Here is a 16,725-nt window from a genome sequence, read left to right on the forward strand (position 1 = left end):
CCGCGCCTGCGGTTCAGAACTGCGAGAAAAGCGCATACAGCCCGGCAGAGAGCAGGACAGAGACCGGTAGCGTCAGCACCCAGGCCATGGCCAGATTGCGCAGCGTGGCGAGCTGCAGGCCGGAGCGGTTAGCCGCCATGCTGCCTGCCACGCCAGATGACAGGACATGCGTGGTTGACACCGGCAGGCCAACGCTGTCTGCTGCGCCGATGGTGGCCATGGCTACCAGTTCGGCGCTGGCACCCTGCGCGTAGTTAAGGTGGGTTTTGCCGATGCGTTCGCCTACTGTCACCACAATCCGTCGCCAGCCCACCATAGTGCCCAGCCCCAACGCCATCGCCACCACAACCTTGACCCACATCGGAATAAAGCGCGTGGCGCTGTCCAGCTCTTGCTTAATTGCCGTCAGGTTACGCTGTGTCTCTTCCGGAATCGCCACGTGGTTCGCCTGAAGGTGTTTGATCGATTCTGAGGCCAGATACATCTGGTTGCGGGTATTGGAGACCGCCTGCGCCGGGATATTTTCCATCGATCCGTAGCGGCGGATCTGATCGCTGAGATCACCCAGCGTGAACGCCAGCGCCGGCAGCACGCTGGCGTTCATCTGGCTGGTACGCACATAGTCGATCAGGACCTCGCGGGCAGCGGATGGACGCGCGCTGTCGGGGTACAGCTGCAACAGCTGGTTGCCGGTCACCTGCGCCAGCGCCGCCACACGCGGGATTTGATCCGGCGGTAGCGAACGGTTAAGCGCATAGGCGATCGGCATGGTGCCCACCAGGATCAGCATGATTAGCCCCATGCCTTTCTGCCCGTCATTGGAGCCGTGTGCAAAAGAGACGCCGGTGCAGGTCAGGATCAGCAGGCCGCGGATCCAGGCCGGTGGCGGCTCGCTGCTTTTGGGTGCCTCATAGAGTTCACGATTGCGGATCAGTGCCTTCATGACCAGCAGCAGAAGCGCTGCGCAGAAAAAGCCCACCAGCGGTGACAGGAGCAGCGAATAGCCTGTTTTAATCACCTGATCCCAGTCCACGCCGCTCATGCCGCTGCGGCCGTGCAGCAGCGCATTCGCCACGCCAACGCCGATGATGGAGCCGATAAGCGTATGCGATGAGGAGGAGGGCAAGCCCAGATACCAGGTGCCCAGATTCCAGATAATGGCCGAAAAAAGCAGCGCATAGATCATGGCGAAGCCGCCGCCGCTGCCTGTCTGTAAAATCAGCTCAACCGGCAGCAGCGAAATAATACCGAACGCCACGATGCCGCTGGAAAGCAGCACGCCGAGAAAATTGCACACCCCTGACCAGATGACCGCGACGCCGGGCGTCAGCGAGTGGGTATAGATGACCGTTGCTACCGCGTTGGCGGTATCGTGAAAGCCGTTGACGAACTCAAATCCCAGCGCGATCGCCAGCGCCAGACCCAGCAGAAAGAAAGGCACATAGCTGGTGACCGGCGCGCCGGTCTCCTGTACGTCGCTGAAGAGATTAAACCCGGCGAAAGAGAGGCCAGCCACCAGGAACATCAGAAACAGCGGTCTGGAAAAGCGGTTGCGTTTGCCTGTGAGATCCGGACGTGCGCCAGCCGCTGGGGATGACGACAAGCTGTTTTCGCTCATAAACACCTCGGTAGGGGATATGGGGCGCACCCTGTCTGCACGCCCCCTCACTGCCAGGTGATACGCGCCTTGTGTGACAGAACAATGATGTCGCGCGCGCCGTTACCGTTCTGTCATCATGAAATTGCGCAGGTTCATCGGGATAAGCAGACTTGCCAGGCAACTTGCAGTACCCTGTCTGTCTGCATCAACCTTAAGGCGATTCTCTGAAGACAGGTAACATTGGCCATGGCTCTTATCCCTAAAAACTATGCGCGGCTGGAAAGCGGCTACCGCGAAAAAGCGTTAAAAATCTATCCGTGGGTTTGCGGGCGCTGCGCGCGCGAGTTTGTTTATTCGAATCTGCGAGAGTTAACGGTTCACCATATCGATCATGATCATACCAATAACCCGGAAGATGGCAGCAACTGGGAGCTGTTGTGCCTCTATTGCCATGACCATGAACACTCAAAGTATACCGAAGCAGATCAATACGGTACGACGGTTGTGGCAGGGGAGGACGCACAAAATGATGTTGAAGCCGCCACCTATAATCCCTTCGCAGATCTGAAGTCGATGCTCAACAAGAAGAAATAATTTCTGACTTAACCGCCCGGGCGATGACAGGCGAGCAAACAGCCACCCGACGCGACGGAGCCGTTTCCGCTTTGAGCCCCCTCTGCCGCGCTGGCCCTCTCCCAGGGCTGACGCGGTGTTTGCTGCCAGGGCTGCCGACTCAGCGACACATTCCTCCATGCTCTGTTGCCGCTGGGCTTATTCTGAATCCGCTGGAAATCCCTGTTTATTCGACCATGATTAGTTACCCTCAGGAATAAAATCCCTTCCTGAAGGAAACTGGCAACATATTATCGCAGTAAGTGTGGACCTGATTGCCCGTTTCCCACCCCAGACGCTGATCTACCCGCAACAGGAGTCATTATGAGCAGACAACCCGCCCAGCCGTGCAGCCAGAGTGAACAGCCCTTACCCCATCAGCAAGGAGAACTCTCCGCAAGCCAGCAGATGCAACAACTCGTTGAGGATAAAATCTGGAGGTTATTCGGTGAGCTTGAAGGCGGATGTGATGAAGCGCAGCAGACCGCAGTGCGCGAAAAAATCTGGCGCTTAGCCGAGCAGAACGCGCCCCGCCTGTAAGCGGAAAAAGACCGACTATCAGGGGATCTTTTTTGCAACAATAATGCTCATTCACATTACCGTGATCATGAATTTCCTTCACGTTTGTTGAAATCATATCACTTTTCTGTAACCAGCTAATCAGGCATAAAGTAAGGAATGGTAATAACTTTAGATAATATGAAGTCTGGCAGTCCGGAAACCTGAGAAAAAGCCGGGCAACCTGTGAAAAGCCACAGACCAGCCTTCATATCAAAGATCAGGATGCCGGATTACGATGAACAGCGATTTCACTTTTTCGATCAAGACCCTCTCTTTCGACGAGAATTACAATCCCTCAGACAATACGCGGATCACCACTAACTTTGCTAACTTAGCCAGGGGGGATAAACGTCAGGAAAATCTGCGTAACACCCTGACGATGATTAATAACCGCTTTAATTCTCTGGCGCAGTGGGACAATCCCAGGGGCGATCGCTACTCCGTCGAAATTGACATTGTGTCCGCAGAGCTGACCATTCATCACGCAGGCGGGAACAATGCCTTTCCCGTTATTGAGGTGTTGAAAACCAATATCATCGATCGTCAGACCGGCAGACGTATTGACGGCATCACCGGCAATAACTTCTCTTCCTACGTGCGTGACTACGACTTTAGCGTGCTGTTATCTGAACATAACAAAGACAAAGCAGCATTCAGCATCCCGGAAAACTTTGGCAATTTACATGGGCATATCTTCAAACGCTTTGTGGAGTCGGCAAGCTATCAGGAGAACTTCGCAAAGAAACCGGTTATCTGCCTGAGCGTGTCCAGTAAGAATGTCTATCACCGGACAAATAATTTCCATCCTGTCCTGGGCGTTGAATATCAGCAGGACCTGCCTTCCCTGACCGATCGCTATTTCGCCAAAATGGGTTTGCAGGTTCGCTTCTTTATGCCGGCAAACAGCGTAGCGCCACTGGCTTTTTACTTTAGTGGCGATCTGTTGAGTGATTACACCGAGCTTGAGTTGATCGGCACCCTCAGCACGATGGAGACATTCCAGAAGATTTACCGGCCTGAGATCTACAATGCCAATTCAGCCGCCGGAAAAATCTATCAGCCCAGCCTGAATTATCAGGATTATTCGTTAACCCGAATTGTTTACGACCGCGAAGAACGTAGCCAGCTGGCAGTGCAGCAAGGGAAATTTACCGAGGAGAAGTTTATTAAACCTTTCGGTGCGCTTCTTGAGCAGTGGGCAACGCATTCCGTTCTTTGATTAACAAAATACAAGGTTATCTTTAATGAAAAAGTTATTACCTACGTCGACTGCTGGCAGCTTACCAAAACCCTCCTGGCTGGCTCAGCCTGAGACACTCTGGTCGCCCTGGAAACTGCAGGAAACAGAATTAGCCGACGGTAAACGGGATGCCCTGCGTCTGTGCCTGGACGATCAGCTGCGAGCAGGGATTGATATCGTCAGCGACGGTGAACAGACGCGCCAGCATTTCGTTACCACCTTTATTGAGCACCTCAGCGGCGTGGATTTTGCCAAACGCGAGATCGTGAAGATCCGCGATCGCTATGACGCCAGCGTACCGACAGTGGTCAGTGAAGTCAGCCGTCCAAAACCGGTTTTCGTTGACGATGCGAAGTTCCTGCGTCAGCAGACCAGTCAGCCAATTAAATGGGCGCTGCCCGGCCCCATGACGATGATCGATACGCTCTACGACAGCCACTATAAAAGTCGCGAAAAACTGGCCTGGGAGTTTGCCAAAATTCTTAACCAGGAAGCCAAAGAGCTTGAGGCCGCGGGTGTCGATATCATTCAGTTTGATGAACCGGCATTTAACGTCTTTTTTGACGAGGTCAATGACTGGGGGATCGCTGCGCTGGAGCGTGCCGCAGAAGGGCTGAAGTGCGAAACCGCCGTGCATATTTGCTACGGTTACGGCATCAAAGCCAATACCGACTGGAAAAAAACGCTGGGGTCGGAGTGGCGTCAGTACGAAGAGATTTTCCCTAAGCTGCAAAAATCCTCTATCGATATCATCTCGCTGGAGTGTCAGAACTCGCGCGTTCCTGTGGATCTGATTGAGCTGATTCGCGGCAAGAAAGTGATGGTCGGAGCAATTGACGTGGCGACCCACAACATTGAAACGCCTGAAGAGGTGGCGAATACGTTGCGAAAAGCGCTGCAGTTTGTCGATGCCGATAAGCTCTATCCCTGCACCAACTGCGGCATGATCCCGCTACCGCGTCACGTGGCAAACGGTAAGTTACAGGCGCTGAGCGCCGGGGCGGAAATTGTGCGTAATGAGCTGCTGGGTAAATAATCCCCGCGCGGCTGACGCCAGCCTGACCGGGCGATAACCCGCTCAGGCCAGTAAAAAAAAGCCCGCATCTGCGGGCTTTTTTATTGCGTAATAATCTCAGAGTGCCTTGTCAGCCGCGGCGGGCTGCGCCTGCTGTGCAGCTCCGGTATCGGCTGCATTAGCGCCCTGGGGTGTAACGGGCGTCATCGGCTCTTCTTTCGGCTGTGCGTCCTGGGTCTCCGGTACGGCGACCGGTGTCGTCTGCACGTTATCAGCGACGCCGTTCACTTTGGTTGGCATACCGGTGCGGCTCTGAATGGCCGCATTGACCTGATCCTGGCTGACGCTGGCATCGGTAATCACTTTTGTTACCGCAGAAGTCAGCGTAACAGGGACCAGTTCACGCGAATTAAACTGCTCTTCCGTGGTAGAGAGCGGGTTGTGAACTTCAATGTAGCGAGATCCGTCTGGCTCAACCGTTGCCTTAACCGGCTGGTCGATGAACTGTACGCGCGTGCCGACCGGCACGTTGTCGAACAGCCATTTAATATCGTCAGCGCGCAGGCGCACGCAGCCGTGGCTGACGCGCAGGCCGATACCAAAGTTGGCGTTTGTGCCGTGGATCGCATACAGGCGACCGATATAGAGCGCATAGAGGCCCATCGGGTTATCCGGACCGGCCGGGAACACCGCAGGCATGCTTTCGCCGCGCGCCGCGTATTCCGCATGCATCGCTTTGGTTGGCGTCCAGGTAGGGCCATCTTTTTTGCGCTGCACCGTGGTGGTCCAGTTAACCGGCGTATCTTTACCTAATTCACCGATCCCGATCGGCAGTACCACAACGGTTTTTGTACCCTTGGGGTAGTAGTAAAGACGCATTTCCGCACTGTTGATCACAATGCCTTCGCGCGGAGCGTCAGGCAGGATCAGCTGCTGCGGGATAATCATTTTCTTGCCTGCCTGCGGCAGATAGACATCCATGCCCGGGTTGGCTTCCAGCATATTGCTGAGGCCCATCTGGTATTGCGCCGCAAAAGCTTCCAGCGGCAGTTTATTGTCCTGCGGGACAGTGATCTCAATATTTTCCCCAATCAGACGGCTGTTTGCCGCCGGTAAGGGGTATACCACGGCAAAAGCAGACTGGCTGAATGCAGCCAGTGCCAGAGCCATTGAAGCGAACGCGCGAATCATTTTCATATTTTACAAGTCGTTAAGGCCTGTTTGCAGGCTTGTCAGTGTATCGAACCCGTACCGGTCAGCGTGACCGGCTGCACATTATATGGGCATTGTTTCAACATTGTGAATCAGGATTTTAGCAGCCATCGCAGACTTTAGGTAAATGGCTGTATTAACTATCCGGGCGGTGGCCCTCACGGCTGCCATAACGTCACTTCGCCACTCAGTTTGCGGTTAAGGAAAAAGGCCGCGCTGATCAGTGCCAGGTGGGTCAGCGCCTGCGGCATGTTGCCCAGCGCGCGGCCGTGGCTGTCGAACTCCTCGGCATACAGGCCGAGCGGATTGGCATAGCTCAACAGCTTTTCAAATTCGAAATGCGCCTCATTGATGCGACCGGCGCGTGCCAGACATTCCACATACCAGAAGGAACAGGCACCAAATGAGCCTTCCGATCCGGTTAAGCCATCGGCGGGCGTTTCGCTGATATTGTAGCGGCGTACCATGCCGTCGCTCACCAGCTCACGCCGGATGGCGTCAAGCGTCGAAAGCCATTCTGGATCGGTGGCACCCACGAAACGCACCAGCGGCATCAGCAGCATAGAGGCATCCAGGTAATCGCCGTGACGCGTCGAAACAAAATGGCCGCGCTCCTCGTTCCAGAAGTTTTTCCAGATGTCAGCACGGATGTCGCTGCGTGCGCTGTCCCAGCGCGCATAGGGCATCGGCAATGAACGTTTCATACCCAGGCGCAGCGCGCGATCCAGCGCCACCCAGCACATCAGGCGTGAGTGCAGAAAATGTTCCGGCTCGCCGCGCATTTCCCAGATCCCGGCGTCAGGCTGATTCCAGTTATCGCATACCATATCGATCATCTGTGAGACGTGCCGCCAGCCGCGCTCTGAAATGGCTTCGCCATATTTGTTCGCCAGATAGACCGCATCCATCAGTTCGCCGTAGATATCGAGCTGGGTCTGCTGCCAGGCGTCATTGCCGATGCGTACCGGACGCGAGTCGGCATAGCCAGAGAGATTCAGCAGTTCAATTTCGTGCAGCTCTGTACCGCTGTCGAGGCGGTACATCACCTGCAAACGCATCTCGTCGTGATGGCTGTTCTCAACACAGCGTCCCACCCACCGGGTAAAATGTTTGGCTTCGTCAACGTAACCGAGCCGCATTAACGCATACATGCTGAACGAGGCGTCGCGGATCCAGGCGGCGCGATAGTCCCAGTTGCGGACGCCGCCCAGCTCTTCCGGCAGGCCAAACGTCGCCGCCGCCGCGATAGAGCCGTGCTGGCTGGAGGTCAGCAGTTTCAGCGCCAGCGCCGAGCGCTGAACCATCTCCTGCCAGCGGCCATGATAATTGCTCTGTTTGCTCCAGCGTCGCCAGTAGTTAAGGGTCTCTTCAAAGCAGGTTTCAGTGGCGACTGCGGCAACGTGGGTATCTTCTACGCTACCTAATTCAAACTCGGCGTGCTCGCCCGCCTTCAGCTCAAAACGGGCGGTGGCAGCATCGGCTTCGCAGGTCAGAGGAACGGTGGCGGCGAGGCGAAGTCCCGGCTGATTTTCAGCCAGAAAGTCGACACAGTCGCCTGCGGCTTCGGCACGGGTTTTGGCGCGCGCATAGTCATGGCGAGGGGCGCAGCGCAGGGTAAACCAGGCGCTGCCGCGCACCATTTTAATTCGGCGGATCAGGCGTGGCAGCTTTTTACTGTCGTCGCAGATCGGCATGTAGTCGGTGATTTCGGCGACGCCTTCTTCGCCGAGCCAGCGCGTCTGAAGAATATTGGTGTCCGGCAAATAGATCTGCTGTCGACGCACATTCTGCCAGTCGGGTGCCAGTGAAAACAGGCCCGCATCATCGCTGTCGAGCAGGGCGGCGAAGACCGACGGGCTGTCCAGCTCTGGCCAGCAGAGATAATCAATGGTGCCGTCGTTGGCGATCAGCGCGCAGGTGCGCAAATCCCCAATGATGCCGTGATCTTCAATCGGGCGTTTTATCTTGCTCATCCTTCTCTCCGTTACGGGCAGTAGCTCTAACTATAGACAAAGCGGCACGGTAAGCCGCCCTGGACATCACCAGATTACTTCTATACTTCACCTGACCTGACACCCTGAGGAGAAAATGATGACCACACCCCAGACCAAAGTCGCGGTGGTTACCGCATCCGATTCCGGCATAGGCCGTGCAAGTGCACTAATGCTGGCGGAGCTTGGCTACGATCTCGGTATTACCTGGCGCTCTGATGAAGAGGGCGCGAAAGAGACGGCGCGCCTGGTGCGTGACAGAGGTCAGCGCGCCGAAATCATCCATCTCGACCTGGCCGATCCGCAGGAAGGAGGCCGATCGCTTTCTGAACTGATCTCACGCCTTGGCCGCATTGACGCGCTGGTGAATAACGCCGGAGCCAATGCCAAATCAGCCTTTCTCGACACGCCTTTTGACGAGTGGCGAAAGGTATTCAGCGTCGATGTTGACGGGGCCTTTGTTTGCGGCCAGATTGCTGCCCGCAAAATGGTGGAGCAGGGTGAGGGCGGACGTATCATTAACATCACCTCGGTGCACGAACATACGCCGCTGCCCGACGCGGTGGCCTATACCGCCGCCAAGCATGCCATGGGAGGCCTGACCAAATCGATGGCCCTCAGCCTGATCAACCACAATATTCTGGTGAATTCGGTGGCGCCAGGCGCTATCGCCACGCCGATGAACAAGATGGGCGACGGTGATGCGCAGAAGATTAAGACGCCGGAGATCCCTATTGGACGCCCCGGCGACGTGCGAGAGATTGCCAGCCTGGTGGCATGGCTCTGCTCAGAGTGGGCCAGCTATACCACCGGACAATCATTCATCGTTGATGGGGGCTTTATGCTGGCCAATCCGCAGTTTTACGGCGGGGAAGATATTTAACCGGCGCGGCGAGTGTTCCAGCGACGGATCACCCAGCGCAGCGCAAAGGCGAAGAGCACGGCGGCCACCAGCCACAAGATATGCTTGAGGTGCTGGTCAAGCTTGTGCAGCCAGGGCGCAATAATTCCACCGGCAAAATAGCCCAGGGCGACAAAAATTGTCGCCCATATCGCGGCACCGATAATGTTCAGCAGCAGGAACTTCATCGGCCTGAGACGGCTGGCCCCGATAATGATTGGGCCGATAATGCGGAAGCCGTACATAAATCGCACGCCGATAACAAACAGACTGGGGTGACGCTGGATCAGCCGGTTAGCCTTGACCACTTTATCCTGATGCTTTTTCAGCTTGCGCAGTATGCGAGTACCGTAGCGACGGCCAATCCAGTAAAGCAGCTCGTCGCCAATGACACCCCCGGCCATGGCCGCCAGCACCACGCCAGCAAAATTCAGCAACCCTTCATGGGCTGCCACGCCGCCCAGCAGCGTAAAGGTTTCCCCTTCGGCAATACAGCCAATCAGCAGCGCCAGGTAGCCATACTGCTCAATTAATCCGTTGATATCGAAATGCAAAAGTAAACTCCCTTTCTGGTTCGCGATGTAATCATTCTATACCGCATCGCCCAATCCTTCCGGTGGGCTTAGCGCCAGGTAACAATTTTATGCCGATTGCCGCCGCGCTGCCTACAAAAGCAGCAACGCCGTTTATACTTCAGTGGATGCTGGCTGAAAGGTCAGCGGCAAGGATTCAGGGCAGTCTGTCGCACTAGCGAGGTGATTATATGAATCATGTCTGGGGTCTTATGGCGCATCCCGATCGGGAGATGCGCGACATCAAGCAAGAAAACGAGAGCGTTTCGCACCATTACACCCATCACGTTCTGCTTATGGCGGCGATCCCGGTGATCTGCGCCTTTATTGGGACGACACAGTTTGGGTGGAATCTGGGGGAGGGGCAATACGTTCAACTCAGCCTGTTTAGCGGGATTGCGCTCGGCATTCTGTTTTATCTGGTTATTTTAGGCGGTGTGGCGGTGATGGGCCGCGTCATTCACTGGATGGCGCGTGATTATCCGCAGCGCCCGAGCGTTCAGCGCTGTACCGTGTTCGCGGGCTATGTGGCCACACCGCTGTTTCTCAGCGGCATCGTGGCGCTCTATCCGCTGGTCTGGCTCTGTGTGCTGGTTGGGGCGCTGGCGCTGGCTTATACCGGCTATCTACTTTATCTCGGCATTCCGCTGTTTCTGAATATCGATCGTGAGGAAAGCCTGCGTTTTTCTGGTTCGACGCTGGCGATTGGCATACTGGTCTTTGAGGTGCTGCTGGCAATGACGGTGGTGCTCTGGGGGTATGGACCACACCTCTTTTAATCCGTAGCTGACGCGTTACGTGCTGGCTGCCTGACGGCCTTCTCTCCCGCGACGTGGCTGTCGCGGGCTTTTTAACGCCCGGAAACATTCTCACCAGGAAATTTCCTACGCATCCGCGTAATATGCTGCTGCCAGCCCCCGCGCGATCGGCTCTGCGGCGGGCGGCCTGTGTCAAACACGGCGTAATATCTTAATCGGTACTTTTTTACACGATGCCTGTAACCATTCGCTATTCACTGCTTTCGCTGGCGCTCTTCTTTGGCGCTCAGGCCACTGTTATGCCTGTTCAGGCGGCTACGTCACTCTCACAGCTGGCGCCTGTTGCTGAGCCGCAGATTGCCTCCGGCAGCGCTATGATCGTCGATCTCAATAGCGGTAAAGTGCTCTTTTCCAGCCATCCCGATCGCGTAAGGCCCATCGCCTCCATTACCAAGCTGATGACGGTTATGGTGGCGCTGGATGCAAAGCAGTCGCTGGATGAACGCATCGCCGTCGATATTAGCCACACGCCTGAGATGCGCGGCGTCTTCTCCCGCGTCAAACTTAACAGTGAGATCAGTCGGCGCAACATGATGCTGCTGGCGCTGATGTCGTCGGAGAACCGTGCCGCCGCCAGCCTGGCACATCACTACCCTGGCGGCTACGACGCCTTTATTCGCGCCATGAACGCCAAAGCTCGTGCGCTGGGCATGAGCCATACGCACTATGTCGAACCCACCGGGCTGTCGATTCATAACGTCTCAAGTGCTGAAGATCTGGTTAAGCTGCTGCGCGCCACGCGCGACTACCCGCTGCTGGGCGAGCTGAGCACCACCAAAGAGCAGACCGCGGTGTTCACCCATCCAGGCTATGCGCTGCCGTTTCGCAATACGAACCATCTGGTATACAAAGATAACTGGCGTATTCAGCTGACCAAAACTGGCTATACCGATGAAGCGGGGCACTGTCTGGCGATGCGCACCGTCATCAACAATCGTCCGGTTGCGCTGGTGGTGCTGGATGCATTTGGCAAATATACCCACTTCGCCGATGCAAACCGTCTGCGCGACTGGCTGGAGACCGGTAAGGCTGCGCCCGTACCTGCGGCGGCGCTGGCGTATAAAAAGCAAAAAGCCGGTCAGGTGGCCAGTAACGGTCACAGCGGTGCGATTGCGGAATAACGGGTTAACGACATCCGCACGGGCGGATGTCGATTACTGTCAGCATTCCTATAGTTTCCCGGTGCGCCTGGCCCTAGACTACGCGCGAACGACGACGGTCGATCGTCTGAATTGTGCTGGAATCTCACTCATATGTTTACGTTACGCTCTTTTTTTGCGCTGTTTATCCTGCTGGTGGCGGCTGTTGTTCCCACCTGCGGCATGGCAGACGACAATGCGGCCGATGCCGCGCAATCCGCTGACGCTGCCCCTCAGGTGAATGCCTCGGTTGAACTGCCGAAAATGCAGAAGGTTCTCGACAAGATTAAAGGTCAGGTGTCGGGACAGACCAGTGAAAACCAGCTGACGCAGCTCAATGAACTGGCGCTGGAGCTGTCGGGTAACGCCGATACGCTGGCTCAGGCGCTTCAGCCGCAGCGCCAGCAGCTCGATGCGCAGCTGGCCGTGCTGGGCCCCGCGCCCAAAGCGGACAGTGGCGTTAAAGAGACGCCGGAAGTCACCCGCAAGCGCAGCTCGCTGGAGAGCCAGAAAAACAAACTGGACGATCAGATCAAACAGGCTGAGGGGATCAAAAACAGTGCGCTGATGCTCTCGTCACAGATCACCAACCTGCGCCGCGATCTGATGAAAACCCAGCTGGCGCTCAATTCCGGCAGTATTTTTGGCCCGCGCTTTTGGGCACCGCTGTTTGTAAAGCAGGATCTCGACAACGAGAAAATTGATGACTTCCTGCAGGAGCTAAAAGATACCGCTGCGCTGTCGTGGGAGCCGGGCTACCGCTTCGGTACCGTTGGCTGGTTACTGGCGGCCCTCCTGGTCATGACGCTGGGACGCCGCTACAGCGAAGAGTTCCTCGCCTGGATTAGCATCCACAAAATGCCGGAAGGACGGCTGCGCCGCAGCTTCCTGGCCGCTGCAATCGCGCTGACCACGCTGGCAGCCGTGGTGCTGACCTTTAATTTCAGCGCACTGGCCTTTGCCCGCCGCGATGAGGTCTCCGGCGATGTACAGGATTTTGTGCTGAGTCTGGTCAAGCTCAGCGTCTTTTGCGGCCTGATTGCGGGTCTGGGGCGCGCGCTGCTCTCCACGCGTCGTCCGAGCTGGCGTCTGCCCACCATTTCCAATGAAGTGGCGCTGGCGCTGAAACCGTTCCCGCCGATTACCGCGGCGCTGGTATTTATTTTCCAGACGGTGGAAAACTTTAACTACACCGTGGGCACCAGCCTGAACACCACCATTTTCGCCAACGGCCTGACGGCGCTGCTGATTGGCAGTACAGCGCTGGCCATCAGCATGCGCTCCAACCGCGTGCGCCGTCGCCTGGTGCAGGAGGGCAATCCACCCGAGGTACGCTCAACGCTGGTGGGGCTGATTCAGCTCGGGCTGACCCTTACCGCAATGGCCATTCTGCTGTCGCTGATCGTCGGCTACGTCACGCTGGCACGCTTCCTGAGTTACGAAGTGGTCTGGTGCGGCATCCTGTTTGGCTCGTTTTACTTCCTCAGCCATCTGGTTAATGACGGCTGTGAAAGCCTGTTTTCAGTCAACAGCGCCACCGGCAAGCGCCTGCAAACGCTGCTGAATATCAACGAGCGCCATCTGCAACAAACGGCAACGCTGCTGGCGGCGCTGGGCAAAACGTTGCTCATTGGCTTTGTCGCGCTGGCGCTGCTGAACGGCACCTTTGCGTCGTCAACGCCGATTGAGCTGCTGCAAAAAGCGATTGAGTTCTGGGGAGGAAAAGGACTGGAGTCGCTGAACATTGTGCCTGCGCACATGGTGAACGCGCTTATCTGTCTGGTCGTCGGGATCTACGTGCTGCGCAACGTGCGTCGCTGGCTCGATACCGATTTTCTGCCCAAGACTACGATGGACGCGGGAATGCGCGTGTCGCTTATCACGCTGTTCAGCAATATCGGTTATGTGCTGGTGATCCTGCTGACGCTCTCTATTATGGGCCTGCAGTGGAACAAGCTGGCGTGGATCGTCAGTGCGCTCTCGGTCGGTATCGGTTTCGGCTTGCAGGAGATTGTGAAGAATTTTATCTCTGGCCTGATCCTGCTGACCGAGCGACCGGTTAAAGTGGGCGATCTGGTTACCATCAGCGGTATTGAGGGGGATATTCGCCGCATCAACGTGCGCGCCACCGAGATCCAGCTGGGTGACAAATCAACGGTGATTGTGCCTAACTCGCAGTTCATCTCGCAGAACGTGCGTAATGCCACCATGGGCAATGCGCAGGGGGTGGTCACCATTATGCTGACTTTCCCGCTTAATATCGATCCGGTGCGCGTGCGCGAGCTGCTGCTGGAGGTCTACAACGAAAATGAGCGTATTCTTGAGACGCCAGAGCCTTCGGTCTCCTTCAAAGATCTGACGCCGCAGGGCATCGTGCTGAGCGTGACCGGCAACGTGGCCAGTCAGCGCCAGATTTCCGGGGCAAAAAGCGATCTGCTGTTTGATATTCTGACACGGCTGCGTAAAGAGGGCATTGTGCTCTCGACGCCGCAGACCATGATTATTGAACGACGCGCGCAGCCAGCAGAGGAAGCACCGCTCTCCTGATATAAACAGGCTTCCGACAGGAAGCCTTTTTTCTGGCGACAGCTTTTTGATGCGGCTAACGCGCTTCCCGTCCGGGCTGAACGTGCATATCAGCACCGCTCCAGATACCACAGGCTTGTGGCTGGCCTTGTAGCGCTGCCAGCGCATACCGTGATCCGGACTGTACTCCAGCGGTAAAGCCGGCCGTGTTACGTGCATTTTTAGCACGCCGTGGACCATCTTCGCGCCCGGCACGCATGGGCAGACGCCAGGCGATCCCGGCCTGGTTTAGCTTCGCCAGCTCACGCTGGCCGACAATGTTGTCCATGGTTTATCATCACTGCGCCATCCGCGCCATCCGCGCCATCCGAAGCCCACCCTGGACGCATAAATATTGCCCTGACCTGCGCCAGAACGGCGGTTTTCCGTCTCAACGCTGCCAGCATGTCGGGTGGAAAGGGGCTGCTGTGCTCACGCTGCCTGGTCTGAAATTCGCTGACGATCTGGTTGACGAAACGCGCCGACGCATTGAGGCAGGGATGGAGGTAGCGGGTTCGGCGGGAGAGCAGTACCCGGGCCGCGTTAACGATGTCAGTCAAATCCCGCAGACGATACCGCTGACCTTTGCCTTACTCTCCGCCGGCATAAGACGCTGACAGCGCGCCGCCATGGCGAGAGCAGCCAAAAGGAAGATCAAACCTCCGGGGCCGGAGGTTTGATAACAGCGGGCCATCAGGGAGCCCGAACTGCCCAGCCTTTGAGTTTACTGGTTTTACCAATGCCGGGGTTAAAAGTATTAGTGGGATCAAGCTGACGATAAAAGGCGGCCAGCTGCGGCTGGGCCGGATAAAGATGGCCGACGTTATGCTCTGCCGGATACTCTGCTCCACGCGCCTGAAGGATCGCCAGCATCTGCGCTTTCAGCGCATGCACATCCACCCCTTTTTTCACAATGTAGTCCTGATGGAAAACATGGCAGAAAAAATGGCCGTAATAGAGGCGGTGGCTTAACGACTGAGTGATTTCCGGCGGCAGCGTCTCAAACCAGTCGCGGTCGTTGCGGCGCAGCGCGATATCCAGCGCCAGAATATCTTCGACCTCGTCGGCGTGTACCGCGTGGTAGCGCACTGCCGCGCCTGCGGCGGCGAAACGGTGCAGAAAAGCGTGCGCCCCCTCTTTGCCTTCGCATTCAAAAAATTCGCCGCCGCCTTCACGAAAAGAGTTCTTCAGGTATTGCCGCGCCTCTTCGATGCCCGCGCCAGACATTTTCAGCAGCAGATGGTGAGCATACTTATCACGATACTGCTTCATGCGTTTCGGCAGGTGTGCAGGGAACAGGGCGCTCAGCCGCTGCAACAGGCGATCGGTAAAGTGCGGCCTGATAAAACGGCACTTTGCCAGCCAGGCATCGATACGGCCCTTCAGGGTGAAAAACAGCGGCATGTTGTCGGTGCCCAGCTTGTCGATCATCAGGAAAGTATCTTTGCCGTAAACGTCGGCGATGTCGTAAATATCGCGATGCATATATTCAGCCGCAACCGGCAGGTGGGTAAAATGCGCCAGCATATGGCGGCGGATATCGCTTAACACCGCCGGATCGTTGGTCCCGATATAGAAAACCTGCTGCTGCGGTTCGCAGGGGAAGGTATCCAGCCGCACGGCAAACACCGCCAGCTTGCCCGCGCAGCCGGCGGCTTCAAACAGACGGCGCGCGTCGGCGTTAAAACGCGCCGGGGTGTCGGCATCCACGTGCCGCACGCGTTCGGCATAGTCAGGATCGGAGGCGTGACGCCCGTCGTGCTGCACATCTTCTGCACGCCAGCGCTCATCATCAAGACGTCCCAGAATCTCTTCCGGCGATGCACCTAAATCTATGCCCAGATGGTTTACCAGCTTTAGCTTGCCCGTTTCATCCACCTGAGCATAAAGCGCCATCTCGCTGTAGGCGGGTCCCCGCTTAATCAGTGAGCCACCGGAGTTATTACAGATACCGCCCAGCACTGACGCACCGATACAGGATGAACCGATTACCGAATGGGGTTCACGATTCAGCGGCTTCAGGGTTTTTTCCAGCTGATAGAGCGTGCTACCCGGAAACGCCAGCACCTGCTTGCCGTTATCTATCAGCTGCAACTTATCAAGACGCCGTGTGCTGATAATCACCACTGGTCGGTCATAATCGTTACCGTTGGGCGTCGAGCCTTCTGTCAGGCCGGTATTGGCCGCCTGCATCAAAATAATGGCGTCGGCGCTGACCAGCGTTTGCAGCACGCGCCACAGCTCCAGCAGCGTACCAGGAAAAATCACCGCCAGCGCATCGCCTTCACCCGAGCGAAAGCCCTTGCGGTAGCGTGCGGTCTGCCCGGCATCGGTTAACAGATGAGATGCACCGACGAGGCGGCGGAGATCGGCGAGTAAAGCTGAGTGGATCATGTGCAACTCCCTTGTCATTACATGGCGCACTTACTGTAGCACGTCAGCAACAAGCGAGAGGCCGTGTGACGCTAACGGCTACCTGCTATCCTCAACTTATGGCAC

14 protein-coding genes and 1 pseudogene are annotated in these 16,725 nt (G+C 56.6%); 9 read left to right on the forward strand and 6 right to left on the reverse strand.

The annotated features are described in order from the left end of the window. Positions 1–13: 13 nt before the first annotated feature. Positions 14–1,618 carry an inorganic phosphate transporter gene (locus HP564_RS00240; RefSeq protein ID WP_371239078.1) on the reverse strand — a complete coding sequence of 535 codons (1,605 nt, stop codon included), beginning with the start codon at positions 1,616–1,618 and terminating at the stop codon, positions 14–16. A gap of 228 nt (positions 1,619–1,846) precedes the next feature. Between HP564_RS00240 and yajD the strand changes: the two genes are divergently transcribed. From yajD to HP564_RS00260, 4 genes are all read left to right on the forward strand, one after another. Further along, positions 1,847–2,194, forward strand: coding sequence for an HNH nuclease YajD (gene yajD, locus HP564_RS00245; RefSeq protein ID WP_371239080.1), 348 nt, complete (start codon positions 1,847–1,849; stop codon positions 2,192–2,194). A gap of 342 nt (positions 2,195–2,536) precedes the next feature. Next, positions 2,537–2,752, forward strand: a complete 216-nt coding sequence (locus HP564_RS00250; RefSeq protein WP_371239082.1) for a hypothetical protein — start codon at positions 2,537–2,539, stop codon at positions 2,750–2,752. Between the two features lie 256 nt (positions 2,753–3,008). After that, the gene (locus HP564_RS00255) at positions 3,009–3,992 is read left to right on the forward strand and encodes a DUF1852 domain-containing protein (protein WP_371239084.1); all 984 of its coding nucleotides are present in this window, start codon (positions 3,009–3,011) and stop codon (positions 3,990–3,992) included. Positions 3,993–4,017: 25 nt separating this feature from the next. Further along, entirely contained in the window at positions 4,018–5,049 is a 1,032-nt protein-coding gene (locus HP564_RS00260) for a methionine synthase (protein WP_371239086.1), read from the forward strand. A 96-nt stretch (positions 5,050–5,145) separates the two neighbouring features. Here HP564_RS00260 and HP564_RS00265 read toward each other — a convergent pair whose 3' ends face one another. Continuing rightward, positions 5,146–6,225, reverse strand: a complete 1,080-nt coding sequence (locus tag HP564_RS00265; protein ID WP_371239088.1) for a L,D-transpeptidase family protein — start codon at positions 6,223–6,225, stop codon at positions 5,146–5,148. Between the two features lie 173 nt (positions 6,226–6,398). Then, positions 6,399–8,213, reverse strand: coding sequence for a glycoside hydrolase family 15 protein (locus tag HP564_RS00270; RefSeq protein WP_371239089.1), 1,815 nt, complete (start codon positions 8,211–8,213; stop codon positions 6,399–6,401). A gap of 118 nt (positions 8,214–8,331) precedes the next feature. Between HP564_RS00270 and HP564_RS00275 the strand changes: the two genes are divergently transcribed. After that, a complete protein-coding gene (locus tag HP564_RS00275; protein WP_371240599.1) occupies positions 8,332–9,114 on the forward strand; it encodes an SDR family oxidoreductase in 783 nt (260 codons plus the stop codon). Here HP564_RS00275 and HP564_RS00280 read toward each other — a convergent pair. Continuing rightward, positions 9,111–9,686: a DedA family protein gene (locus HP564_RS00280; protein ID WP_371239090.1), complete on the reverse strand. Its 576-nt coding sequence runs from the start codon at positions 9,684–9,686 to the stop codon at positions 9,111–9,113. The two genes, HP564_RS00275 and HP564_RS00280, sit on opposite strands and share 4 nt — an antisense overlap. Positions 9,687–9,895: 209 nt before the next feature. On the opposite strand from HP564_RS00280, the gene HP564_RS00285 reads away from it, so the two are divergent. From HP564_RS00285 to HP564_RS00295, 3 genes are all read left to right on the forward strand, one after another. Next, positions 9,896–10,483, forward strand: a complete 588-nt coding sequence (locus HP564_RS00285; protein WP_371239092.1) for a Yip1 family protein — start codon at positions 9,896–9,898, stop codon at positions 10,481–10,483. Positions 10,484–10,695: 212 nt separating this feature from the next. After that, on the forward strand, positions 10,696–11,643 hold the full coding sequence (gene pbpG / locus HP564_RS00290) for a D-alanyl-D-alanine endopeptidase (RefSeq protein WP_371239094.1): 948 nt from the start codon (positions 10,696–10,698) through the stop codon (positions 11,641–11,643). 132 nt (positions 11,644–11,775) lie between these two features. Then, positions 11,776–14,208, forward strand: coding sequence for a DUF3772 domain-containing protein (locus HP564_RS00295; protein WP_371239096.1), 2,433 nt, complete (start codon positions 11,776–11,778; stop codon positions 14,206–14,208). 111 nt (positions 14,209–14,319) lie between these two features. Here the strand turns inward: HP564_RS00295 and HP564_RS00300 are convergent. After that, positions 14,320–14,427, reverse strand: a pseudogene (locus HP564_RS00300) (chitobiase/beta-hexosaminidase C-terminal domain-containing protein); the annotation flags it as partial. A 77-nt stretch (positions 14,428–14,504) separates the two neighbouring features. Here HP564_RS00300 and HP564_RS00305 point away from each other — a divergent pair. Continuing rightward, positions 14,505–14,843, forward strand: a complete 339-nt coding sequence (locus HP564_RS00305) for a hypothetical protein (protein WP_371239097.1) — start codon at positions 14,505–14,507, stop codon at positions 14,841–14,843. A gap of 76 nt (positions 14,844–14,919) precedes the next feature. Here the strand turns inward: HP564_RS00305 and dld are convergent, their stop codons facing one another. Beyond that, the gene (gene dld, locus HP564_RS00310) at positions 14,920–16,620 is read right to left on the reverse strand and encodes a D-lactate dehydrogenase (protein WP_371239099.1); all 1,701 of its coding nucleotides are present in this window, start codon (positions 16,618–16,620) and stop codon (positions 14,920–14,922) included. Positions 16,621–16,725 lie beyond the last annotated feature (105 nt).

The organism is Pantoea sp. KPR_PJ (assembly GCF_041386365.1).
Taxonomy (GTDB): domain Bacteria; phylum Pseudomonadota; class Gammaproteobacteria; order Enterobacterales; family Enterobacteriaceae; genus Pantoea.